At 47.3% G+C, this 23,477-nt stretch carries 18 protein-coding genes and 1 riboswitch; of the genes, 11 read left to right on the forward strand and 7 right to left on the reverse strand.

Annotated elements, in window-relative coordinates:
• The first annotated feature begins 4 nt into the window (after positions 1–4).
• The 3 genes from GWR21_RS03460 (at position 5) to GWR21_RS03470 (ending at position 4,558) form a co-directional block, all read left to right on the forward strand.
• Positions 5–3,163 (forward strand): efflux RND transporter permease subunit, encoded by a 3,159-nt coding sequence (locus tag GWR21_RS03460; RefSeq protein WP_162330391.1) that lies wholly within the window; start codon positions 5–7, stop codon positions 3,161–3,163.
• Positions 3,156–4,241 (forward strand): efflux RND transporter periplasmic adaptor subunit, encoded by a 1,086-nt coding sequence (locus tag GWR21_RS03465; RefSeq protein ID WP_162330392.1) that lies wholly within the window; start codon positions 3,156–3,158, stop codon positions 4,239–4,241. The genes GWR21_RS03460 and GWR21_RS03465 overlap by 8 nt, the downstream gene beginning before the upstream one ends.
• A gap of 122 nt (positions 4,242–4,363) precedes the next feature.
• Positions 4,364–4,558 carry a hypothetical protein gene (locus GWR21_RS03470; protein WP_162330393.1) on the forward strand — a complete coding sequence of 65 codons (195 nt, stop codon included), beginning with the start codon at positions 4,364–4,366 and terminating at the stop codon, positions 4,556–4,558.
• A 79-nt stretch (positions 4,559–4,637) separates the two neighbouring features.
• On the opposite strand, the gene GWR21_RS03475 is transcribed toward GWR21_RS03470, so the two are convergent.
• Entirely contained in the window at positions 4,638–5,516 is an 879-nt protein-coding gene (locus GWR21_RS03475; RefSeq protein ID WP_162330394.1) for a phosphatase PAP2 family protein, read from the reverse strand.
• A gap of 158 nt (positions 5,517–5,674) precedes the next feature.
• Positions 5,675–5,760: riboswitch (Fluoride riboswitch) on the forward strand.
• A 59-nt stretch (positions 5,761–5,819) separates the two neighbouring features.
• Here GWR21_RS03475 and GWR21_RS03480 point away from each other — a divergent pair.
• Both GWR21_RS03480 and GWR21_RS03485 read left to right on the forward strand, forming a co-directional pair.
• Positions 5,820–7,106 carry a voltage-gated chloride channel family protein gene (locus tag GWR21_RS03480; RefSeq protein WP_162330395.1) on the forward strand — a complete coding sequence of 429 codons (1,287 nt, stop codon included), beginning with the start codon at positions 5,820–5,822 and terminating at the stop codon, positions 7,104–7,106.
• 23 nt (positions 7,107–7,129) lie between these two features.
• Positions 7,130–8,092: an NADP-dependent oxidoreductase gene (locus GWR21_RS03485; RefSeq protein WP_162330396.1), complete on the forward strand. Its 963-nt coding sequence runs from the start codon at positions 7,130–7,132 to the stop codon at positions 8,090–8,092.
• Between the two features lie 285 nt (positions 8,093–8,377).
• Here GWR21_RS03485 and GWR21_RS03490 read toward each other — a convergent pair whose 3' ends face one another.
• Complete coding sequence (locus GWR21_RS03490) at positions 8,378–9,328, reverse strand: aldo/keto reductase (protein WP_162330397.1); 951 nt, start codon at positions 9,326–9,328, stop codon at positions 8,378–8,380.
• A gap of 475 nt (positions 9,329–9,803) precedes the next feature.
• Between GWR21_RS03490 and GWR21_RS03495 the strand changes: the two genes are divergently transcribed.
• The gene (locus tag GWR21_RS03495; protein ID WP_162330398.1) at positions 9,804–11,978 is read left to right on the forward strand and encodes a bifunctional alpha,alpha-trehalose-phosphate synthase (UDP-forming)/trehalose-phosphatase; all 2,175 of its coding nucleotides are present in this window, start codon (positions 9,804–9,806) and stop codon (positions 11,976–11,978) included.
• 107 nt (positions 11,979–12,085) lie between these two features.
• Here the strand turns inward: GWR21_RS03495 and GWR21_RS03500 are convergent, their stop codons facing one another.
• The gene (locus GWR21_RS03500) at positions 12,086–13,900 is read right to left on the reverse strand and encodes a glycoside hydrolase family 15 protein (protein ID WP_317165780.1); all 1,815 of its coding nucleotides are present in this window, start codon (positions 13,898–13,900) and stop codon (positions 12,086–12,088) included.
• Between the two features lie 66 nt (positions 13,901–13,966).
• Here GWR21_RS03500 and GWR21_RS03505 point away from each other — a divergent pair, with 66 nt between their 5' ends.
• The 3 genes from GWR21_RS03505 (at position 13,967) to GWR21_RS03515 (ending at position 17,876) form a co-directional block, all read left to right on the forward strand.
• Positions 13,967–16,417 carry an AsmA family protein gene (locus GWR21_RS03505; RefSeq protein ID WP_162330400.1) on the forward strand — a complete coding sequence of 817 codons (2,451 nt, stop codon included), beginning with the start codon at positions 13,967–13,969 and terminating at the stop codon, positions 16,415–16,417.
• Between the two features lie 55 nt (positions 16,418–16,472).
• Complete coding sequence (locus tag GWR21_RS03510) at positions 16,473–16,898, forward strand: hypothetical protein (protein WP_162330401.1); 426 nt, start codon at positions 16,473–16,475, stop codon at positions 16,896–16,898.
• 69 nt (positions 16,899–16,967) lie between these two features.
• Positions 16,968–17,876 carry a YihY/virulence factor BrkB family protein gene (locus GWR21_RS03515; protein WP_162330402.1) on the forward strand — a complete coding sequence of 303 codons (909 nt, stop codon included), beginning with the start codon at positions 16,968–16,970 and terminating at the stop codon, positions 17,874–17,876.
• Here the strand turns inward: GWR21_RS03515 and GWR21_RS03520 are convergent, their stop codons facing one another.
• Entirely contained in the window at positions 17,877–18,119 is a 243-nt protein-coding gene (locus tag GWR21_RS03520; protein ID WP_162330403.1) for a hypothetical protein, read from the reverse strand. It abuts the gene before it with no gap.
• A gap of 246 nt (positions 18,120–18,365) precedes the next feature.
• Between GWR21_RS03520 and GWR21_RS03525 the strand changes: the two genes are divergently transcribed.
• Entirely contained in the window at positions 18,366–20,561 is a 2,196-nt protein-coding gene (locus GWR21_RS03525; RefSeq protein WP_162330404.1) for a S9 family peptidase, read from the forward strand.
• A gap of 10 nt (positions 20,562–20,571) precedes the next feature.
• Entirely contained in the window at positions 20,572–20,955 is a 384-nt protein-coding gene (locus tag GWR21_RS03530) for a hypothetical protein (RefSeq protein ID WP_162330405.1), read from the forward strand.
• A 119-nt stretch (positions 20,956–21,074) separates the two neighbouring features.
• Here the strand turns inward: GWR21_RS03530 and GWR21_RS03535 are convergent, their stop codons facing one another.
• The 3 genes from GWR21_RS03535 to GWR21_RS03545 all read right to left on the reverse strand — a co-directional run bounded on the left by GWR21_RS03535 (position 21,075) and on the right by GWR21_RS03545 (position 23,474).
• Positions 21,075–21,719 (reverse strand): VIT1/CCC1 transporter family protein, encoded by a 645-nt coding sequence (locus tag GWR21_RS03535; protein WP_162330406.1) that lies wholly within the window; start codon positions 21,717–21,719, stop codon positions 21,075–21,077.
• A gap of 6 nt (positions 21,720–21,725) precedes the next feature.
• Entirely contained in the window at positions 21,726–22,958 is a 1,233-nt protein-coding gene (rocD, locus tag GWR21_RS03540; protein ID WP_162330407.1) for an ornithine--oxo-acid transaminase, read from the reverse strand.
• Between the two features lie 255 nt (positions 22,959–23,213).
• The gene (locus GWR21_RS03545; protein ID WP_162330408.1) at positions 23,214–23,474 is read right to left on the reverse strand and encodes an acyl-CoA-binding protein; all 261 of its coding nucleotides are present in this window, start codon (positions 23,472–23,474) and stop codon (positions 23,214–23,216) included.
• Between the last annotated feature and the right edge of the window lie 3 nt (positions 23,475–23,477).

The following is a 23,477-nucleotide window of genomic DNA, read 5'->3' on the forward strand; positions in this document are numbered from 1 at the left end:
TATTATGTCATTAGTTACCAGTGCACTAAAAAAGCCATTGTCGGTGGTCGTGTTAACCATCGGCATGTTCCTCTTTTCAGTGCTGGCAGTTATCAATATTCCGATAGATATCTTTCCTAAACTCAACCTGCCCACGATCTATGTCATAGAGCCTTATGGCGGTATGTCACCGCAGCAGATGGAAGGGTTCTTCGCGACCCGTTTACAGGACCAGTTCCTGTATGTGAATGGTATTAAAAACATCAGTAGTAAGAACATACAGGGGCTGACCATGATCAAGCTCTCTTTCTACGAAAACACAAATATGGCGGAAGCTTCCGCACAGGTAGCCCTGCAGGTGAACAGGGCCATGAAGTTCTTCCCGCCGGGCGCCCTGCCGCCGCAGGTAGTACGTTTTGATGCCTCCTCCCTGCCGGTAGGACAACTGGTGTTCAGTTGCCCGAACCGTTCGCTGAAAGATATCTATGACCTGGCCAATACGCGTGTCAGGCCAATGTTTGGTTCAGTGCCCGGACTATCGGCCCCGCCACCTTTCGGGGCTAACTCCCGCTCTGTGATCATCAACGTAGACCCTAACCGCCTGCGTAGTTACAATATGAATGCGGATGAGGTGGTAGAAGCGATTGCGAAGAACAACGTGATGACGCCTTCCGGGAATATCCGTATCAACAATACGATGTATGTAACCACGATCAACTCCCTGGAAAAAGAAGTGCAGGACTTTGGCGACATACCGGTGACAACCAATGGTAACTCAACGGTGTTCGTTCGTGATGTAGCCAGGGTATCAGATGCCGCAGATGTGACCGTGGATTATGCGCTGGTGAACGGGAAACGGTCGGTGTACATCCCGGTGGTAAAAACGGCAGATGCCTCTACCTGGGATGTGGTGAAACAGCTGAAAGCGAGGTTACCGGAGATGCAGAGCCTATTGCCGGAAGATGTCCAGGTGAGCTATGAATTTGATCAGTCGGTCTTCGTGATCAATGCGGTAAAAAGCCTGTTGACAGAAGGTTTGTTAGGTGCGCTGCTAACCGGTTTGATGGTACTGCTCTTTCTGAGAGATCTTAGAAGTTGCCTGGTCGTGGTGATCACCATTCCCATAGCTATCCTGATGGCGGTACTGGGATTGTACCTGGCAGGACAAACCATTAACCTGATGACGTTAAGCGGACTGGCGCTGGCCATCGGCGTGCTGGTGGACCAGGCCACGGTAACGATAGAAAATATCCACCAGCATCTGGAAATGGGAAAATCCAAACGGCAGGCCATTTACGAAGCCAGTGAGGAGATCGCCTTTCCGCTATTACTCATTTTACTTTGTATCCTGGCGGTATTTGCGCCTTCCTTTATCATGAACGGTGTGCCAAAGGCGATGTTCCTGCCGCTATCGCTGTCTATTGGTTTTGCGATGATCGCTTCCTATTTCGCTGCACAGTCGCTGGTGCCTGTACTGGCTAACTGGTGGCTGAAGGAAGGGAAGTTCACCGCTCACGCCCATCCGCAGGAAGGTGGTTTTGAAAAGTTCAGGGCACGCTTTGTATCGCTGGTAGAATGGCTGGGAAAACGTTCCCGCCTGGTGATCGGCAGCTACATCATACTGGCTTTTGGCATAGCGGGTATTGCGTTTTTTACGATCGGTAAGGACCTGATGCCACATGTCAATACCGGTCAGTTCCAGGTACGGCTGAAACAACCGGATGGTACCCGTCTGGAGAGAACAGAAGAAAAAGTACACCAGGTATTGCAGCTGATAGATAGTACGGTAGATGGTCACGTCGCGATCAGCTCCGGTTATGTGGGACTGATCCCCAGCAGCTACGGTACCAGTAACCTGTATATCTTCAATAGTGGCACGCACGAGGCGGTATTACAGGTTAATCTGGAGGAAACGTATAAAGTGGACATCGAGGAGCTGAAAGATAAATTAAGGGCTGTGATCAAGGCGCATATGCCAGAAATGAGGGTCAGCTTCGAACCGGTGGATATGACGGAAAAGATCATGGCACAGGGGGCTGCAACGCCTATTGAAGTGAGGGTGGCCGGAAAGGATATGAAGGAGATCGAGCGCTATGCTAATACGCTGGTAGATAATCTGAAGGAGGTTGAGTTCCTGCGCGATGTGCAGATCGCGCAGCCATTACACTATCCGGTGATCAAGATCAATGTAGATCGCTTTAAGGTGGCGCAGATGGGGCTGAATATGTACCAGGTGGCCCGTTCGGTGACCGCCTCGACTTCTTCCAGTCGTTTCACGGAAAAGAACCAGTGGCTGGACGAGAAGGTGGCTTATACTTACCAGGTGCAGGTGCAGGTGCCGGAATATATTATGCAAACGATCAATGACCTGAAGGAGATCCCCCTGGTAAAAGGGCAGGCCAGACCCGTCCTGGGAGACGTGGCCACATTCTCTAACAGTGAAATGCCGGGAGAATTTGACCGCGCTGGTACCCGTCGTTTTGTGACGGTAAGTGCCAATATCAGGGATAAGGACCTGGGTGCCGCTACCCGTGTCGTACAGGAAGCTATCGACGAAATGGGCGAGCCTCCGCGCGGACTGAAGGTGGAACTGAAGGGTAGTTCCAGCTTGCTGACGGAGACGCTGGGCAGTCTGCAGAACGGACTCTTACTGGCAGTGGTCGTGATATTCCTTCTGCTGGCAGCAAATTACCAGTCTTTTAAGCTCAGCTTTGCCGTATTGGTAACGGTGCCGGCAGTGATCGCAGGTGCGCTCGTTATGTTATTACTCACAGGCGCAACGCTGAATCTGCAATCTTATATGGGTATGATCATGTCTACCGGTGTATCTGTGGCGAATGCGATCCTTATCGTGACCAATGCGGAGAAACTGAGACTGGAATATAAGGACGCCTACCGCGCAGCCGTGGCAAGTGCCGGCATTCGTCTGAGGCCGATCCTGATGACCAGCCTGGCGATGATAGCCGGTATGATACCCATGGCGACAGGTCTGGGTGAATCCGGTGATCAGACGGCGCCATTGGGACGTGCGGTGATCGGTGGACTGATCGCCTCCACACTGGCGGCCCTGTTAATACTACCGCTGGTGTACGCAGCTATACAGCGGAAATCATCTTATGATGACCCTTCATTAATGCCTGAAAACAAGATTGACGAACCTAAAATTGCTGAAATACATGTATAAATATCTCATTATAATAACATTGTCAGGCTTGATGTTTACGGCCTGTCGTGAAGCCGCTCCCAAAAAGAAAACGGCCGTAAAAGACGGTAAGGGCAGAAAGTATGAGTTGGTAGCAGTGGTGAATCAGCCGCTATCATCCAGTATCCAGTTACCAGCTGTACTTGAAGCATATCAGAAAGTAAGCATTTACCCGAGAGTGAACGGATTTGTGAAGAAAGTCGCAGTTGACCGGGGTAGTGCCGTACGTAAAGGTCAGGTACTGATTACGCTGGAGGCGCCGGAGATCATTGAGCAGTACTTTGCCGCACAGTCAAAATACCTGCAGGCTAAGGCAGTCTTTGCCGCATCTAAAGACAACTTTCAGCGTACACTGGCAGTAAGTGAGACACCGGGTACTATTTCCGCACATGATGTAGAGGTAGCCAATGCCCGTATGGAGGCTGACAGTGCCATTATGAATGCCGAACTGGCCAACTTCCGGGCATTGGAAGCAACGCGTAGCTATCTCACAGTAACAGCTCCTTTTGACGGTGTGATCACAGAAAGAAATATCCATCCTGGTGCACTGGTAGGACCAGTAACAAAGTTAGAGGGCGGACCGATGCTGATGCTGGAGCAGGAAGACAGGCTGCGTCTTGTGGTACAGGTACCGGAGGTATATAGTGCGCAATTGTCGGACAGCCGGCAGGTAAGCTTCCATGTCAATGCACTGCCGGGCAGAAACTTTACAGGGAATATCAGCCGTCAGGCAGGGTCATTGAGTGACAGGTACCGTTCTGAAGCGGTGGAAGTGGACGTAGTGAATAGTCAGCATCTGCTGAAGCCGGGGATGTACGCGGAGATGTCTATTCCGGTAACAGGCTCTGTGCAGGCGATGGTTGTGCCGGCGAGCGCGATCGTCACTTCTACTGAAAAGAAGTATGTGGTAGCTGTACGTGAAGGGAAGACACGCTGGATCGATGTGCAGGAAGGTAATCATCATAGTGATTCATCAGAAGTATTTGGCAATCTGAAACCGGGAGAAAAAGTGATCTTGAATGCGAATGACGAGATAAAGGAAGGGATCAGCATCGATTAATGCAATATCACGGATGTAGTGGGAGAGGTTGTTCACCAATTGTGGACAACCTCTTTCATTTATAGGGTTGTCCCCGTTGTCCTCCGGCAGCATTTTTGTAACCTCTTTCATAAACGATTGATATGACAGTAAAGAAGTCCATGAACGAAAAACGTGCTATCAAGCAGATAAAACGTAAAAACGCAGGTGCTACCAGTGCGGCGAAGGCAGCCCCGAAGAAGGAATTCAATGATGACCAGAATAATGAGCTGGAAGGGTATGATGAGAATGAGTATGATGGAAAGGATAAAGCGGATGAAAAGAGGAAGAAGTCGTAAGTGAGTGGATAAGGCAGCGTAGGGAAAAGAAAAAGGGACCCTGAAAGAGCCCCTTATTTCTGAACGTACATAAGTTTAATTACTTCATCATCAGCACAGCGGATAATCCAGCGGATTTCCATTGCGCATTGTAGTTCGGCATGATCATCGTGCGCACAGCGGGCTCACGGTTCTCATTCTTTGGTGCAAAGAGGCGCTGTAGCTTTGGATAAGCCCAGTAAGCCGCTTTGGTACTCAGGATACCCAGACCTGCACCTGCAACAACATCACTTACCCAGTGACGGTTATTGTAGATACGCAGTACACCTGTTGCGGAAGCGACAGCATAACCTGCCACACCATACCAGGGACTTACATCTTTATATTCCTCCCACATGAACTGCGCCGTCATGAAAGCAACAGATGTGTGACCGGAAGGGAAAGAGTTGTAAGTACTGCCATCAGGACGAAGGCGTGCCGTAGCATTTTTGATGAAAAAAGTACTGGAAGTCACCAGAACGGACGACATTCCCAACAGTATAGTACGATCAGCGAAATTGTGTTTGCCTTTGATACCGGCCATATTCAATGCGTATACGGCGGCCGCAGGAACATATTTCAGATAATCATCGATACTGGTGCGGAAGGTTGGATGATCTTCCATGATCTCGTTCTTGGTGCTGCGGTCCAGGGAACGTAAAGTACCACTGGTCAGTGACACGGCGCCATAAGTCATCATGGCGGTAGGGACAATAATGCCTGCAAGTCGCGTCGTGTAATTGGGAATGCTGCGTTTCTGAGCGTAGTTCAGGTTCGTGTTAAAAACAGGGACCCGCTCGTCCATCAGTTCGGATGTTGTTGGCACATCGTTTGCGTGATGGATAGTCGTATCCGCATTCACATTCACAATTGCTGTGTCAGCATTTGCATAGACACAGTACGTCGACAGTTGCAGGCTAAGCAGTAAGAACAATCTCATGTTTGGTGCTGGTGAATTCTTTATGTTACTGTTAATACTTATTAAGTTACTACAAAATTGCTGAAAGATTCTGTCGACAATCTGAATATCCCACGTCTTTAACTATATTTTCACTTTTTTTTAGCAATAACTGGTATATTTGTGTTATATCAGTATCACATTTTACAGGAAATGGTGTCTTCCTGCACAAGAACCGTCTTCGCCTGATCTTTACATAGGCAAGTCTGATGGCGCCTGCAAATAATAAATTTGTCTTCCTGAGTATATTGGGAAGAAGCTGAAATTGTATTTATTTGTAGGCTAATGAAATATATTAAACACACTGTCGAACAACTGACGATCGCTTATCAGCTGCTACGCTGGACACTGATCATCGTTCCCGTCTCTCTTATTGTCGGTTCCCTTGTTGCTTTGTTTTTATGGTTACTCGAAAAGGTAACAATAATCCGGATAGACAACGGATGGTTGCTATGGTTATTGCCGTTGGCAGGTGTATTGATCCACTTTCTGTATAAAAAGATGGGTAGTAATACCGAAGCGGGTAACAACCTGATTATGGATGAGATCCACGAACCGGGAGGTGGTGTACCCGCCAGGATGGCGCCGCTGGTACTTGCGACCACTATCATCACACATTTATTTGGAGGGTCTGCAGGACGGGAGGGGACCGCCGTACAGATCGGTGGCAGTATGGCGAATATGCTGGCCCGCTGGATGCGGTTGTCACCGGCTGATGTAAGGATCATCCTGATGACAGGTATAGCTGCCGGTTTCGGGGCGGTATTCGGGACGCCGCTTACAGGGGCTGTATTTGCCCTGGAGGTGCTGGCGATAGGACTGATCCGCTACGATGCACTGATCCCCTGTCTCATCGCCGCCGTATTTGCCGATATCGTTTGTTCCGCCTGGGGCATCCATCATACCCATTACCAGATCCTCTTTGAACAACATCATGTGTTCTTCCATTTCGTTCATTTCGATTTCCTTCTACTCATAAAAGTAATTGGTTGCGGTGTCGCTTTCGGGCTGGCGAGCTACCTCTTCGCCACCTGCATGCGCAATATCAAAAGCTATGCAAAGAAATGGATCCAGCCAGCCTGGCTGATCCCTGTAGCAGGTGGTTTTATCGTGATTGGTGCCTGTTACTTACTAGGTACCCGCGATTATATTGGTCTGGGTGTAACATCTCCTGATCCCTATGGCGTCAGTATTGTCAATGCATTTACGACCAATCCGATCTCTGACTGGGGGTGGCTCTGGAAGTTACTACTTACTGCCATCACCCTGGGAATGGGCTTCAAGGGGGGGGAAGTAACGCCGTTGTTCTTTATTGGTGCTACACTTGGACATACACTTGCGGTGTTACTCGGCGCACCCGTGGATTTGTTTGCCGGTCTCGGATTTATTGCCGTATTTGCAGGTGCCACCAATACGCCGATAGCCTGTACGCTGATGGGCGTCGAACTTTTTGGCACAACTCATGTGCTATATTTTGCTGTTGCATGTTTCACTGCCTATTATTTCAGCGGACATGCCGGTATCTACAGTGCGCAACGTATAGCCGTACCGAAGAACCATCAAATTGATTAACCACACAACTGAATTTTAAACTTATGAGGGCTGTAGCCGTTCAGCAATTTAAAGGGATTCCCGAAGTAATGGAATTACCCCGTCCGGAAGTCAAACCCGGTACTGTTCTCGTCCGTGTAGCCGCTGCTGGTATGAATCCATTTGACTGGAAACTGGTCGATGGTATCCTGGATGGAACGATGCCGCATAAATTCCCCCTGGTCCTGGGCGTGGATGGCGCCGGTACAGTGGAAGCTGTCGGCGAAGGGGTTACACGCTTTAAAACCGGTGATAAGATCTATGGGCAGTTTATTCATTCCCCGGTTGGTGAAGGATCTTATGCCGAATATGTAGCTGTACCTGAGAAGGCCGCGATCTCACATGCGCCGGAAAGTATTTCTCTTGTCGATGCTGCCGCCATACCTACCGCAGGGATGACTGCGCAACAGTTGCTGGAACGACTCGGGTTGAAACATGAACAGACACTGTTACTTGTAGGCGCTACTGGTGGTGTTGGTTCGTTCTTGCTGCAGCTTGCAGCAATGCAGGGGATCTATGTGATCGCCACTGTAAGCAGTGAAGAGGGCGAAGAACGTGTGAAAAAGCTAGGTGCGAAGGAAACGGTAAATTATAAAAAATTATCTGTAGAAAAAGAGATCAGGAGCAGGTATCCATCTGGAGTGGACGGGTTAATCGATCTGGTGAGTCCTGCACCAGTGTTTAAGACAATGACGGAACTGGTGGCGAATGGCGGCGCGGCGCTGACCACTGCGTTTGTATCTACGCCCGAGGTGCTGAGCGCGAGAGGGCTGACGGGGGGGAACTTTGAGACACACGGGTCACCAGCGTCGCTGGATGTACTGACCGATGCGGTGGATAGTGGTATGTTGAAAGTGCCGGTTGGCGAGGTGATTACTATGGAGCAGGTAGCAGGTGCGATCGCAGAGAGCCGGAAGGTTAACGGGAAGGGAAAAACAGTGGTGAGGATCGCTGACGATGTAACGTGACCAGGCGTATTTAAGTGATGTATGTTTATTGTTTAATTATTGTAGTTGGCGTAGCCAGTGTTTGCTGGCTTTTGTATTTCAGACGTCCGTTTGGTAACAAGGGTTATTTATTGAAGATCGTATATGATGTTACTTACGCCGTATAACTGATATGCGGTATTTGAGAAACGTTGAGAAGTTGGTGTTCAACCGTCTTCTCAACGTTTTTTTACTGATTATTTGTGAATTACTGTTGATTGTTTGTTTATCATTACTGCTTGTTGGCTGATTGTTATCTATCGATTGTCATTCATTGTTGTAGTCACTGGCAATGTTCAGCTTTTCGATAGCACCTGCATCCAGTCCCAGCTGCGTTGCTTTTAACAGATCCTGTAGTTGCTGGGTGCTGGTAGCGCTGACGATGGGGGCAGTGATGCCAGGGTGCTGAATGAGCCATGCAATGGCTACGCTGGTCAGCGATGATTTGTAGTCGGCTGCTACTTCGTCGAGTGTTTCAAGAATGCTCTGTCCACGTTCATCCAGGTAACCGACAGCTTTTTCTCCACGGGCACTTTTAGCGGCATCTTCTTTTGTTCTGTATTTGCCACTGAGGAAACCACTGGCTAGTGAGTAGTAGCTAATAACACCCAGTCCGTATTGTTGTGTGATGGGCAGATATTCACGTTCGAATTTCTGCCGGTCGTATAGATTGTATTCCGGCTGGAGAGATTCGTATCTGGGAAAGCCATTGGTGTCGCTGGACTCTAAGGATTGCAGCAGTCTTTCCGGACTGAAGTTAGAAGCGCCAATGACGCGCACCTTACCAGCTTTAACAAGTTTATCATAAGTGGCTAGCGTAGCATCTACGGACGTTTTAGGGTCGTCGTAATGAGACTGATAAAGGTCTATGTAGTCGGTTTGCAATCTGCGCAATGATTCTTCCACTGTCTTTTCAATATATGCAGGAGAAAGATCGCGCACTTTGCCACCGCCAACTTTTGTGGCAATGATCACCTGATCACGTTTGCCGGTTTTCTTCAGCCATTTACCAATAAGTGTTTCTGATTCACCACCATTGTTGCCCGGCGCCCAGTGAGAATAAGAATCCGCCGTGTCTATCAGGTTAAATCCTGCATCGACGAATGTATCAAGTAGAGAGAACGAGGTTGCTTCATCCGCTGTCCAGCCGAAAACATTTCCGCCAAAAGCCAAAGGTGCCACCTGTAAAGCCGATTTTCCCAATTGTCTTTTTTCCATTATTCTTATTTGATTTTATGATGAGTAAAGAGGTGTTTTGCTATGTTATCGTGATGATAAAATACGCTAACACTATTCATGCTGATTAGTTATGATCCTTGTCGGGTAATCAACACAGCGATTTAAAGTTTTATTAAGTAGTACGGAATTTATAGCAGTTGTCTGTGATTTATTTTTTTTCTGTAATTGATGCGATGCAGGCAACAGTATTGAAACCTTTGTTACGCGGTTGTTTACGCCGGTAATGGTAATATGTGCGCATGCATTCAGCATTGAATGTACGAGTTTGTTTCAAATTGAATACCATAATTTTCCGTATATTGGCGGCCATTGTCGTCGAATATCTGCAGTCATTGTTACCTACTGAGCAGGTGTTTTTTCCGTATCTATTTTCAGGTGCGTTTTTTGTAAAGTGCTTTCCGTCTATCGGGACAGGCATTGATTTAAGCTAGATTTTTTGATTTAAAACTGTATTATGAGTAAAACCATTATTGTATCTAACAGACTACCAGTAAAAATCACTGAAAAGGATGGGGAATATGTGCTGAATCCCAGTGAAGGTGGTCTGGCTACAGGCTTGGGTTCCATTTACAGGCAAGGCTATAATATCTGGATCGGATGGCCGGGCATTGACGTAGGTGAGGCTGCACAACCGCAGATCAGGGAACAGTTAGGTGAAATGAACCTGATGCCTGTATACCTGACACAGGAGGAAATCAACAACTATTATGAGGGGTTTTCTAATGAAGTATTGTGGCCTGTTTTCCACTATATGTCCGTTTATGCCCGCTATGAACAGGCCTATTGGGATTTTTATTATCAGGTGAACAGCAAATTCAGAGACGCTGTTCTTCAGGTTGCTGAACCAGGTGATGTTATCTGGATCCACGACTATCAGTTGTTGTTGTTGCCAGGCATGATCCGCGCGGAGGTACCCGATGTAGCGATTGGTTATTTCCAGCATATTCCATTCCCTTCGTTTGAACTTTTCCGACTGATCCCATGGCGTGCTGAATTGCTGGAAGGTATGCTGGGTGCTGACTTATTAGGTTTCCACACCTTTGATGACAGCCATCATTTTCTGAACGCGGTTACCCGCCTGCTACCCGTAAATGCTTCTGCCAACGTCGTGATGGTCAATGACCGTGCGGTGATCGCTGAAACCTTTCCAATGGGTATCGACAATCAGAAGTTTGAACAACTTTCAGCCGATCCGGAAGTACTTCGTCAGCTGGAGAATCTCAAAGAAACATTCCATGATACACACATGGTCTTGTCTATTGACAGACTTGATTACAGCAAAGGTATCATACAACGGTTGCAGGCATTTGAACTCTTCCTGCAACTTTATCCGGAGTATATAGAGAAGGTGGTATTGTATATGATCGTTGTGCCGTCTCGAGATACGGTGCCGCAATACAGGGAACTGAAAGAGGCCATTGATATGCTGGCTGGCGGTATTAACGCACGCTTCCGCACGATGAACTGGCATCCTGTAAATTACTTCTACCGGTCGTTCCCAGTTGAGGTATTGTCTGCATTGTACAACTTTGCAGATGTAGGACTGGTTACCCCGATGCGTGATGGTATGAATCTCGTGAGTAAAGAGTATGTTGCCAGTCGTAAAGATGACGACGGGGTACTGATCCTGAGTGAGATGGCCGGTGCATCTAAAGAATTGATCGATGCGCTGATTGTAAATCCTAATAATATTGGTGCTATTGCAAGAGCTTTACACGAAGCGATCAACATGCCCATACAGGAACAGCAACGTCGCATGAAGCAAATGCGGCAGGTAGTTGGGAAGTTTAATATTTCTCACTGGGTGAAACTGTTCATGACACGCCTGCAGGAAGTAAAGCAATTGCAGCAGTCCATGCTGGCCCGCAGAATGAGCATGGATATGCAGTCGCAGGTCAGGAATAAGTACAAGAAAGCCGCTAAACGTGTTATCTTCCTCGATTATGATGGTACGCTGGTTGGCTTTCAGTCTAATATTGATCTCGCTTCGCCCGATCAGGAACTCTATCAGTTGTTAAAAACACTGACACATGATAAAGCCAATCACGTAGTCATGATCAGTGGCCGTAAACATGAAACGCTGGAAGAGTGGCTGGGACAGCTGCCGTTGGATCTGATCGCGGAACATGGCGCATGGCATAGGAAATATGGGGAAGACTGGCAGAAAATACCCGGACTGACCGCTCAGTGGAAACAGGATATCATGCCTATTCTAGATACCTATATGGACCGTACTCCCGGCTCTTTTATAGAAGAAAAGAGTTACTCGCTTGTATGGCATTACCGCAAGGTAGAAGCCGGCCTCGGCGAACTGCGTGCCAATGAGCTCATGAACACACTCCGCTACTTCACCAGTGATATCGGATTGCAGATCCTGCCAGGTGATAAAGTAATTGAGATAAAAAATGTGGAGATCAATAAAGGTAAAGCAACGCTTGCATGGTTGCAGGACAGGCAGTTTGATTTTACACTGGCTATCGGTGATGATCATACTGATGAAGATATCTTCAAGGCATTGCCTAATGATGCGGTGACGATCAAGGTAGGTAGCCAGGTTTCGGCAGCGAGATACTATCTGCGCAATCATCACGAAGTACGCGCATTCCTGCGGACGTTAGTAGCCGGATAGCCGTTACGAATTACTTTGAGTAGCGGAATAACGCTAAGGACTATATAAAAAGATGCCGCTTCAATATGATGCGGCATCTTTCTTTACATGTATATTGAGAAAAATGATCAAAGGAAGATAGGTACATCCAGTCGCATGGATATTCTGTAAGCTGCATTCATCAATCCCACGTGGCTATAGGCCTGCGGGAAGTTACCCCACTGGCTGCCATTTTCTTCATCCACATCTTCACTGAATAACATCAGGTGATTTGAATATTGTAACAGGTTCTCGAACTCTCTTACTGCATCATCTATACGACCCACACATGCTAATGCTTCTACATACCAGAATGCACAAACGAGGAAGGTCGTTTTCGGTTTTCCAAAATCGTCGGAATGCAGGTAACGGTAGAAGAGCCCCTGCGGTGTTTTCAGTTCCTTTTCGAGTGCCGCCAGATGGTCCCTCGCCTTTTCTGAAGCAGGGTCAAGGTAGTTCATCATGATCAGCTGTAAGGTACTGGCGTCCAGGTGCTGACTGCCTGCCGCATTGGTATATACTTTTCTCACAGGATCATAACAGCTTTCTATATGCGCGGCAGCCCTGTCTTTCAAAGCGATGGCTTTTTTTGCCAGTTGTTCATTGCCGATGGTACGGGCCATTTTTTCTGCGGCGGCACAACCAGCCCACTGGAACAGGTTACTGTAGCAGTGGATGTTGGCGAAATTGCGGAATTCCCAGATACCGGCATCCTTTTCATCAATGGTGTGTTCTATCTTATTCAACAGATATTCTATCCACCATGCGGAATCCTTGCGTTCAGAGAACACAAAACGATGGTCTGTATATAATGGCAGCATCGAGATCAGTACCTGGCCATAGATGTCGTTCTGTATATGCTCATAAGCCTGGTTACCGACGCGTACGGGCTGGTTGCCCTGATAGCCTTCCAGATGAGGAAGGATCTGCTCCACAAGATTTTTCTTACCAGTAATGCCATATAATGGCTGATACCGGTAGTCACCAGAGAAGGAGATGTCCGCGACGTAACTGAAGTACTTCTCCATTTCCTCGAAATGGCCGATATGGTTCAGTGCGGTGATCACATAAAAGGTGTCTCTCAACCAGCAATATCTGTAATCCCAGGTGCGACCGCTACCCGGCGATTCCGGCAGACTGGTCGTACTGGCGGCGATAATGGCGCCGGTATCTTCGTACTGGTGGATTTTCAGGGTCAGCGCAGACCGTATGACTGCAGGCTGGTAGAAATTGGCGATGTTAGAATGTTTGATCCATGTGCGCCAGTACACGGTTGTTTCACGCAGGAACCTTTCCGCAGTACTGTTCAAAGGTGCCTCCAGTGGATGCCCGTAGGTCAGGAGCAGGTATTTTTCGTCATTTAAGACAAAGAATTCTTCTTCGACGAGATAACTGATGGGAATGTTGGTCGTCAGTCTGAGCGTTTCCTCGCATCCCAGGAATTCGATGTGATTACTACCTCTTTGCGCTTTCAGGAAGCCACTTCCGTAATCGCATACCGGTGTACATTTTACTTTTACCCGTGGATTGCCCTCCAGTGGCTCGATCTTGCGGATCAGCATCAGCGGTTTGAAATAACGTTCATACTGATAGAAACGGGGAGCAAAGTCCGTGATACGGTATTTTCCGCTCTCACTGGTGACTTCCGTACACAGTACATTGGTGTTTTCCAGGTAATACTGCTTGGACGTGTACTCTCCTGAAGGACGGATGTAGAATTCACCACCCTTCTTCTTATCGAGCATGCCGCCAAAGATAAAGGAGCTGTCCATGCGAGGCCAGCAAAGCCAGTCTATGTTTGTGTTTAGATTGACATGAGCAAGATATGCACAATTGCCAATAATGCCAGTCTGATAAGTATGTCTTTCCATAAGTGATTCATTAGAACACAAAAGCCATTCCAATACGGCACATTTTGTGTTAATTAAGAACTAAAAACCTCTTTTTTTGATTTCCCGTAAATTCCCTGCATGAAGAAATGGCTACGTATAACCCTGATTGTTTCCGGAAGCCTGTTAGGGCTGCTGGTCCTGCTATGGCTCGGATTAGCATGGCATATCCGGCATAACAAGGCCATGATCCTTCAACAGATCAGCGATCGGCTGAAGGAGAGACTACATGGAGGAGAACTGTTGATAAAAGACATGGAACCTTCACTGGTGCGCAGTTTTCCGAATATTTCGGTCGCGCTGGAAGGGGTAAGTGTTAAGGATAGTCTGTGTAATGTACATCGCCATCCCTTGCTTGATGTAGCACGTATCTTCATAAAAATAAACACTTTCTCGTTACTGAAAAAACAATTAGATATTAAACAGATCTCTCTGGAGGGAGGTACGGTGTATTTATTTACTGATAGCACCGGATATAGCAATGCCAGTATGCTGAAGCCGGACACGAAGGTGAAGGCGGAAGGGAAGGGTATGGCAGCGGATATTACACGTTTTCAGTTGCACGATATGAAACTGGTGATGGAAAACCTGCAAAAGCACAAATTATTCAGCTTTGCGATTGGACATCTGCAGGGAAATTTACGCAACCACGATTCCGGTTGGGTGTGTAACCTGAATATGGCGGTAAGGGTGGGGAGTCTGGCATTTAACACCGACAAGGGCAGTTTCCTGAAGGACAAGCCCTTACAGACCGACCTGGAGGTCACCTACAACAGCAACCGGAAGCTGCTGGAGATCCCGCAGCAGGCATTGTATATCTCGGATCAGAAAATTACAGCTGGCGCCTCCTTCTCATTTGGCGATCATCCCAGACCATTTACGGTGCATATTATCGCTGAACAGATACCTTTCCGCCTGGCGGCGTCTATGCTGACGCCCAGGATCAATGCAAAGCTGGATAGTATCAGCCTGGAAAATCCACTGGATGCAGAATGTGTGCTGAAAGGGTTAATGTCCCGTGGAGAACCAGCAGTAAATGTTACCTGGAAAACAGTGAAGAACCATGTGATGCCAAAGGGGATGGAATTGCAGGAATGCAGTTTTACCGGCCGTTTCTCTAATGAATGGATCGGTGGACAGCCGAGGGGCGATGAAAACTCAGTTATCAGTCTGTATGGATTAACGGCCCGCTGTTATGGTATACCGGTGGCAGCCGATACTATTGATATTACGAATCTGAGACATCCGACGCTGATGGGGATTTTTAAGTCTAATTTTTCGCTAACTGACCTGAATAGTGCGCAGGGAGAAGAAGAGATATTCCGTTTTACCGGGGGAACGGCCAATGCTACCTTGTTTTATAAGGGCGGCATCACTGTGGGAGATACGATCATTCCTTATCTGAAGGGAACGATCCAGCTGAAGGACGGCGCGATGGTGTATGTTCCCAGGGACCTGCAGTTGACGGCCTGTAATGCCTTACTGGACTTCAACGGACAGGACCTGTTCCTGCAGAATATTTCTGTTCGCACGCAGAAGAGCAGTTTGCAGATGGAAGGGAGTGTCAGGAATATCACCCGGCTGTATTTTTCCAATCCGGATAAGTTACAGCTGGACTGGAATGTCAGGAGTGACGGGATTGACCTTAATGAGTTCCGTGCTTTCCTCGGGAAGCGCCGGCAGAGTAAACGAACGACTATGGCAGCGAACAGGCGGAAGATCAGCCGTATTGCCAGTCAGCTGGATGTGATGCTTAGCACCTGCATTATCAATCTCAATGTGCAGCTGGCAAAACTTAGTTATGGCAATTTTACTGCCCAGCAGGTAAAGGCCGATCTGTCGATGAAGGAGAGTAATGTCACCCTGAAACGAGTATCGCTGGCGCATGCAGGGGGAAGTATTGATATGAATGGCGTGATGAACCAGGAAGGTGCCAACAACCGGTTTAAGATCAATGCAGGTATCCGTAATGTGCATGTGGATCAGTTGTTTCAGGCGTTCAATAACTTCGGGATGCAGTCGCTGAGCCATAGGAACCTGCGTGGCATCTTTTCCGCAAAAGCAGCCGTCAGCGGTAACATCCTGGATAATGGAAGTATGTCTCCCCAGTCGATGTACGGTACACTGTCCTTTGATCTCCGGCAGGGAGCACTGGTACATTTTGCACCTCTGGAAGACATAGGGAACTTTCTGCTGCGAAAGCGGAACCTGGATAATATCACCTTTGACAATCTTAAAAACACGCTGACATTGCAGGGTAACAAGATCATTGTTCCGCCCATGCAGATCAATTCCAGTGCGCTGTACCTGGACGTATCAGGGGTATATGCAATAGCGAAGGGGACTGACATGTATATTACGGTACCACTTCGTAATCCAAAGAAGGATGAAGATATCGTTGACAAGGAGGAAAAAAAGGCGCGAAGGAAAAAAGGAATTATACTGCATTTCCGTGCAATGGACGGGGATGACGGCAAAGTAAAGATCAAAATGGGCGGCAAAAAAGACAAGCCGGAGGAGGCGGAAATGTAACTTTTTGAATAGAACAGTCGTTTTATAGTAATTTAGCGCCTGACAATCAACTTCTATGAGAAAACTGCTGGTTCCGGCATTACTACTCTTTGCCGCTTGTAAGAAGGACGACACAACAGTTAGCCAACGTCCGTATGATGGAAAATGGTACATCCATCACGTTATTAATAAAAAGTATACGATAGAGAACGGAGACACTACGTTTAGCAGGTACAATGTGATCACGGGTACCGGTAGGGAGTATGTCGAGTTTCCGGTGAGCAGCAGTACACCTACAGAAGTGTTCATACAGTGGAGTAGTGGTTCTTCACAGATGACCTATGAACCTGTTACGCCCAGTTTTTTTAAGTTAGACGACTATATGTGTGAGATCACACAGCTCACAGATAGTTCACTGCATTTTAACGGTATCTATTTCGACGGAGAGAGCACTCCGGGCAAGGTGGAGGTCTTACAAAATTTTTATACGCTGGGTCGTTGACCAGAGCGTTTTTCACTTTAAAAAGGCATGGTTTTTATAGTTTAATGAGCGGACCATGTTTCCAATCTAATGTCCAGAGAGTATTTTAAGAGCATTGCGCGCACATTGCGCGTTTCATTTCAGGTTTTACAAAATAATGATCCGCTACGCCTGGCGGGAGCTACCGCTTTTTTCGCCAGTTTTGCGTTACCGCCAATTCTGTTGATCTTATTACAGGTATTCGGGCTCCTTTTTGACCGTAAATCCATTGGTAAACAGCTCGTGGGCCGTCTGGCAGAACTGGTGGGCAGGGATAGTGCACAACAGGTAGTCATCACCCTGAGAGGATTCAGGGGACTTGCGCAGACATGGCCGGTGGCTATTATATTATTTGTTTTCCTGCTGTTTGTCGCGACCACCTTGCTGAAGGTGATCAGAAGTTCTCTCAACCAGGTCTGGATGATCCGTATTCCTGTTAAAGAGAGTTTTGGCGAGGCAATGCTTGGACGTCTCCGTTCACTTATTGTGATCGGAGCCGCGGGTATCCTGTTCCTGGCGAGTCTGATGGCTGAAAGTGCACATGCTTTCCTGGGTAACTATGTCAATGAATTGTTTCCTAGTGCTGCTTTTGTATTTAGCGGTGTTTTTACACAACTGGTCTCTCTGCTGATCGTGACTGCGTGGTTTGGCGTACTTTTCCGTTATCTGCCGGACGCCCGTCCGACGTGGAAAGTTGCGCTCTCCGGTGCTTTGCTTACGGGTGTACTTTTCAGTATCGGAAAATTGATCTTACATCGTCTGCTGTATGGGGGCAATATTGGTATCCTGTATGGGGCTTCAGCCTCCGCAGTGCTATTGATGCTGTTTATCTTCTATAGTGCAATTATCTTCTATTACGGAGCTGCATTTACTAAAGTCTGGAGCGAATTTAAGCATCGTCCGATGCAGCCCCTCCGTCATGCGACCTTTTACGAACTGGCAGATGTGGAAGTACGCTGATCACTCACCGCGTAACACCATTTCTATCTGATCTTTTACAGGATTACTAAAGCCTTCCAGCTCAATTTTCGGATGTTGGTCAAGATTGATGCGGATCTTACCGTTTTCATTGACGAGAGAGTCAGACAGGGGCTCCAGGAGGGCGTGCATTTGCCTTACGCCTAATTGTACCAGCTGATTCATAAAAGAGTCTTCCAGTTGGAGAAATTCACGGTTCTTATAGGTATATGTTACCTGAATCATAATAGATGCTTTTCAGAGGATATAAATGAAAAATAATATTGGTTAAATTAGAATATACGTAGTTACTGAACAATCAGATGAGTTATTACCGCAATTTTCATGCGCAATTTAACGGTATAAATATATAAATTTAACTAATAACTAGTTGTATCTCACTTGTATAAAACTTTTCCACAATAAGTTTTCCACAAACGGTAGGGCTCATTTTCCCTGCAATGATTTATCTTGCCGTTTCAAATTTACCAGATGCGTTTACGTTATTTCAGATACTCCGCTATCGGGGTATTCACTTTGTTAGCCTGTGTAATGGCAGGCAGCGCCTCCGCACAGCCCTGGAAACAGGTTAAATGGGCGAAAGACGGCCAGACTTTTTACCAGCAGGAGAACAATGGTATTACAGCCTATAACGCCAAGGATGGCGGACAGACTGCTAAGATCACTCCCGCCCAGCTGACGCCTAAAGGAGGTACGCCTATTCAGATAGAAGATTTTTCTTATACGCCTGATGAAAAGAAATGGCTGATCTATACTAAAGCGCAGAAAGTATGGCGGTACAAGACGCGTGGCGACTACTGGATGCTGGACATTGCCAGTGGTAAACTGATGCAACTGGGTAAAGGATTACCCGCTTCCTCACTTATGTTTGCGAAATTTTCTCCCGATGGTCAGAAAGTTGCTTATGTCAGCGGACATAACCTGTATGTGGAAGATCTGCTGACGGGTAAAGTAAAGGCCCTGACGACAGATGGTACCCGCCGGCTGATCAATGGTACCTTTGACTGGGCCTATGAAGAAGAATTCGACTGCCGTGATGGCTTCCGCTGGAGCCCCGACAGCCGTTCTATTGCTTACTGGCAGATCGATGCCCGCAAGATAAGGGACTTCCTGATGATTGATAATACAGACTCCCTCTATGCGTATACCATACCGGTAGAATATCCGAAAGCCGGTGAGAGTCCTTCTTCCTGCCGTGTAGGTGTGGTGAACGTCACGACCGCCAGGACAACCTGGTTACAGGTGCCCGGCGACGCGCAACAACACTACATTACCCGCGTGGAATGGAACCCTGCGACTAAAGGCCTGATCCTGCAGCAACTGAACAGAAAACAGAATCAGAGTATCCTTTACACTGCCGACGCACTGACTGGCAAAACAAAGGAACTCTATAAAGAGTCAGATTCAGCGTGGATCGATATCCGTTCCCGCTGGAACAGTGAACTGACCGGGTGGGACTGGACCAACAGTGGCAAGTCTTTCATCTGGGTAAGTGAAAAAGATGGCTGGAGACATCTTTACAGTGTTGATATGACTGGTAAAGAAACCCTGCTGACGCCTGGTCAGTATGATATTATTAACCTGCTGCGTATCGATGAAGCGCATAACCAGGCCTATGTACTGGCTTCGCCTGATAATGCAACACAGCAATATCTCTACAAAGTCTCACTGGACGGAAAAGGGACGCTGGAAAGAGTTTCCCCGGTTGTAGAACAGGGTACACATGAATATGAAATTTCTCCGACAGCAGAATATGCGCTACACAGTTTCTCCAACCACTACTACCAGCCACACAGTGAGATGGTGTATCTGCCGGCGCATAAAGATGCGGAAAAGAGCCGTATTGCTCATGATCTGATGACATCCCGTTTTGCTGTGCGTCAGGAGTTCTTCCAGGTGACAACCGCTGATGGGGTGACCATGGATGGCTGGATGGCCCGTCCGACTAATTTCGATTCTACCAAGAAATATCCTGTGGTATTTTATGTATATGGTGAGCCGGCAGCTGCTACCGCAAAAGATGAATATGGTGCAGGCCGCAGTTTCATTTACAACGGCGATATGGCTGCAGATGGTTACATCTATATTTCTATGGATAACCGTGGTACACCTTTACCTAAAGGTCGTGCATGGCGTAAGGCTATCTACCGTAAGGTTGGACAGGTGAATATGCAGGACCAGGCCAATGCTGCCGTGGAACTTTTTAAACGTCACGCTTACCTCGACACATCCCGTGTAGCTGTATGGGGCTGGAGCGGTGGCGGTGGTATGACACTGAACCTGCTGTTCCGTTATCCGAAGATCTATAAGACAGGTATCGCGATCGCAGCTGTTGGTAGTCTGTTCACTTATGACAATATTTACCAGGAGCGCTATATGGGATTGCCACAGGAAAATCGTCAGGACTATATTGATGGCTCTCCGGTGACCTACACCAAAGGTCTGGTGGGTAACCTGCTGTACATCCATGGCACGGGTGATGACAATGTGCACTATCAGAACGCGGAGCTGTTACAGAATGAACTGATCCGTAACGGCAAGCAGTTCCAGTTTATGTCTTATCCGAACCGTACACATAGCATCAGCGAGGGCGCGGGTACATTTCAGCACCTGTCAGCTTTATATACCAATTACCTGAAACAGCATTGTCCTCCGGGAGCGAGATAATAAGTGAATTATGAACAGACCAAGTATAATCGGATTAGTTTCGGTAGCAGTAGTGATCGTCAGTGCGTTTTTGCCATGGCTCACAATAGAAAGTAAACACCTGGTATTCACAGGTATGGACACCACTGGTTCCAGCTTTGGTGAGCCGGGAAAGCTCAATATCATTGTAGCGGTTATTGCAGGGATCTTCTTTGCTTTACGTGGCAAATGGCCGGCAAGGATCAACCTTTTTATCACCGCTTTCATGGCAGCATGGACCTTCAGGAATTTCATCTTGTTTTCAAGATGTGAAATGGGAGAGTGTCCGCATCGTGAGATCGGGTTATATCTTTCTCTGGTCGCATCGCTGATCACATTTGCATGTGTGATCCTGAGCAATGGAAAGCAGAAATAGAGCGTAATATATAGATCACAAAATAGAAAGGGGCTTCCGTCAATGGCGGAAGCCCCTTTATCATGGCAGATAGGATGTTCCTGATACAAACATTCACCCCACCGCATTACAAGTATTAATTATCTGAATATTGTCAGCATCACATACGCTCCTAACCCCACCGCGCCTGTATAGGCGAGGTTACGCAGGATAACAGGGATGGCTGACTGGCTGGTCATTTTTGCTTTAATGAAACTAAAAACAGTCATTGCAAGGAAGCATATCAGCAAACTACGGGATGCAGCGGCAGGAAAGTTCTCATCCTGCAAATAAGGCAGTAGTGGCAAAAGTCCGCCAATTAAAAAGAACATGCCTGTCACTATAGCACTACGGATCGCTACGCCAAAACTGAAATGCCTTTCTTCAACATGTGCTGTTCTTAATGTTTCCTCCCATTGTACGGCATCCTTTTCCATTTCGGCAGCGATATTCTCAATAACAGGATCACTGATATTAAGTCTTTCCAGCTTTTGGCGTTCTTCGGGAGAAAGGGAGCTTTCATCGTGTTGCGTGTCGCCACGATTCGCCTGAAAGGCGGTAAACATGACCAGCAGGCTGGCGGCTACCCATATACAGCTATTGATAGTATAAAATTGCTGGACTGTGACAGGAAGGCCCTGTGACAGGAAGGTTGTAAAAAACAATAATAGCAAACCTTCAGGAAATCCGATCAGGAAATCTGTTTTCCATCCACTGCTACGAATGGCTTTCTGGTCTTTGGGCATGTTAAGCTATAATATTTCAAGACTTTTAGCGATGATGCCTACAGCCTCTTTTACCTGAGCTGCGGTAATCGTTAATGGAGGCGCAAAGCGGATCTTGTCGCCATGGGTAGGCTTGGCAAGCAGTCCGTTTTCTTTCAGCGAAAGGCAAAGATCCCAGGCGGCTTCCGGATGATCATGATTAATAACGATCGCGTTTAACAGACCTTTGCCACGAAGGGTGCCAATGTGCGGAGATTGGAGGGCTGCCAGTTCATTTCTGAGCAGTTCACCCATTGCGGCAGCATTTTCTACCATCTTCTCTTCCTTCAACACAGTGAGTGCTGTGATAGCCACCTTACAGGCCAGCGGGTTACCGCCATAGGTGCTGCCATGTTCACCCGGTTTGATGGTAAGCATGATCTCATCGTCTGCTAATACAGCTGCTACCGGCAATGTACCTCCGGAGAGCGCTTTACCAAGTATCAGGATGTCAGGATGTACGTTCTCGTGATCACAACAAAGCATTTTACCAGTACGTGCCAGGCCGGTCTGGATTTCATCAGCAATGAACAGCACATTCGCATCCTCACAATATTGGCGGGCTTTAGAGAGATATCCCTCATCAGGTACCATCACTCCGGCTTCTCCCTGTATGGGCTCTACAAGAAAACCGGCAACATTTTTATCCTGCAAGGCGCGTTCAAGCGCAGGCAGGTCATTATAAGGAATGACTTCATATCCCGGCATAAACGGACCGAAGTTCGTGCGGGAGGAAGCGTCTGTACTAAAGGAAACGACATTTAAGGTACGGCCGTGGAAGTTATTCGCACAGACGATGATCTTTGCCTGGTTCTCAGGTATGCCCTTTACAACATATCCCCAGCGACGGGCCAGCTTCAGGGCAGTTTCCACTGCTTCTACACCGGTATTCATCGGGAGGACTTTATTGTATCCGAAATAACTCGTAATAAAGGCAGCATATTCGCCTAAAAGATCGTTATGAAAAGCGCGTGAAGTCAGCGTCAGTTTCTGTGCCTGTCCGATAAGCGAACGGATGATGGCCGGATGGCAATGGCCCTGGTTCACTGCGGAATATCCTGACAGGAAGTCGTAGTAACGTTTGCCGTCAACATCCCAGAGAAAAACACCTTCTCCACGATCCAGCACCACGGGCAATGGATGATAGTTATGCGCGCCGTATTGTTCTTCGAGGTCCAGATAATGCTGGGTCTTTTCACTGATATTAAATGTGTGCAACATATAGCCCAAAGGTAATTAGGAATTACGAATTAGGCATTAGGAATTGAGTAAGTCTTTAGCGCGAAACAGCACCCCCTGCTAAAACAATGCTTTAATCGTGAGTGAAGCTGAGATGGTGCGGGAGCAGAGAATCGATAATATTGGACATGACAAGCTGATTACTAAAGAAGTCTGACCATAAATAGTCAGACTTCCTTAAAGACGGGAGGAAAGGTGAAGGAATCGAAAAGGAAATTTGTCATCAATGCTCAATTCCTAATTATTCTTCAGTTTATTTACCAACGCCACATACTCTTCCTGTGCCGTTTCTTTTGTTTTTCCCTTTAATTTCTGCCAGGCTTCAAATTTAGCTTTGGCTACAAAATCAAATGGGTTAGCAGGAGGCTCGCCGGTAATATCGCCCTCAGTACCTTGTTTAAAGAGGGAGTAAAGTTGCAGAAGTGTCTCATTATCAGGTTTTTGAGAAAGGGTTTTGCTGGCAGTGGCAGCCGCTTCAAACTGTTGTTGCAGGTCCATGAT

The sequence above is a fragment of the Chitinophaga agri genome (assembly GCF_010093065.1).
GTDB classification, from domain to species: Bacteria; Bacteroidota; Bacteroidia; order Chitinophagales; family Chitinophagaceae; genus Chitinophaga; species Chitinophaga agri.

Excerpts from the sequence above, each read along its gene's own strand:
- GWR21_RS03460 (WP_162330391.1), top strand. The coding sequence starts at position 5 with ATGTCATTAGTTACCAGTGCACTAAAAAAGCCATTGTCGGTGGTCGTG.
- GWR21_RS03465 (WP_162330392.1), top strand. The coding sequence starts at position 3,156 with ATGTATAAATATCTCATTATAATAACATTGTCAGGCTTGATGTTTACG.
- GWR21_RS03470 (WP_162330393.1), top strand. The coding sequence starts at position 4,364 with ATGACAGTAAAGAAGTCCATGAACGAAAAACGTGCTATCAAGCAGATA.
- GWR21_RS03475 (WP_162330394.1), bottom strand. The coding sequence starts at position 5,516 with ATGAGATTGTTCTTACTGCTTAGCCTGCAACTGTCGACGTACTGTGTC.
- GWR21_RS03480 (WP_162330395.1), top strand. The coding sequence starts at position 5,820 with ATGAAATATATTAAACACACTGTCGAACAACTGACGATCGCTTATCAG.
- GWR21_RS03485 (WP_162330396.1), top strand. The coding sequence starts at position 7,130 with ATGAGGGCTGTAGCCGTTCAGCAATTTAAAGGGATTCCCGAAGTAATG.
- GWR21_RS03490 (WP_162330397.1), bottom strand. The coding sequence starts at position 9,328 with ATGGAAAAAAGACAATTGGGAAAATCGGCTTTACAGGTGGCACCTTTG.
- GWR21_RS03495 (WP_162330398.1), top strand. The coding sequence starts at position 9,804 with ATGAGTAAAACCATTATTGTATCTAACAGACTACCAGTAAAAATCACT.
- GWR21_RS03505 (WP_162330400.1), top strand. The coding sequence starts at position 13,967 with ATGAAGAAATGGCTACGTATAACCCTGATTGTTTCCGGAAGCCTGTTA.
- GWR21_RS03510 (WP_162330401.1), top strand. The coding sequence starts at position 16,473 with ATGAGAAAACTGCTGGTTCCGGCATTACTACTCTTTGCCGCTTGTAAG.
- GWR21_RS03515 (WP_162330402.1), top strand. The coding sequence starts at position 16,968 with ATGTCCAGAGAGTATTTTAAGAGCATTGCGCGCACATTGCGCGTTTCA.
- GWR21_RS03520 (WP_162330403.1), bottom strand. The coding sequence starts at position 18,119 with ATGATTCAGGTAACATATACCTATAAGAACCGTGAATTTCTCCAACTG.
- GWR21_RS03525 (WP_162330404.1), top strand. The coding sequence starts at position 18,366 with ATGCGTTTACGTTATTTCAGATACTCCGCTATCGGGGTATTCACTTTG.
- GWR21_RS03530 (WP_162330405.1), top strand. The coding sequence starts at position 20,572 with ATGAACAGACCAAGTATAATCGGATTAGTTTCGGTAGCAGTAGTGATC.
- GWR21_RS03535 (WP_162330406.1), bottom strand. The coding sequence starts at position 21,719 with ATGCCCAAAGACCAGAAAGCCATTCGTAGCAGTGGATGGAAAACAGAT.
- rocD (WP_162330407.1), bottom strand. The coding sequence starts at position 22,958 with ATGTTGCACACATTTAATATCAGTGAAAAGACCCAGCATTATCTGGAC.
- GWR21_RS03545 (WP_162330408.1), bottom strand. The coding sequence starts at position 23,474 with ATGGACCTGCAACAACAGTTTGAAGCGGCTGCCACTGCCAGCAAAACC.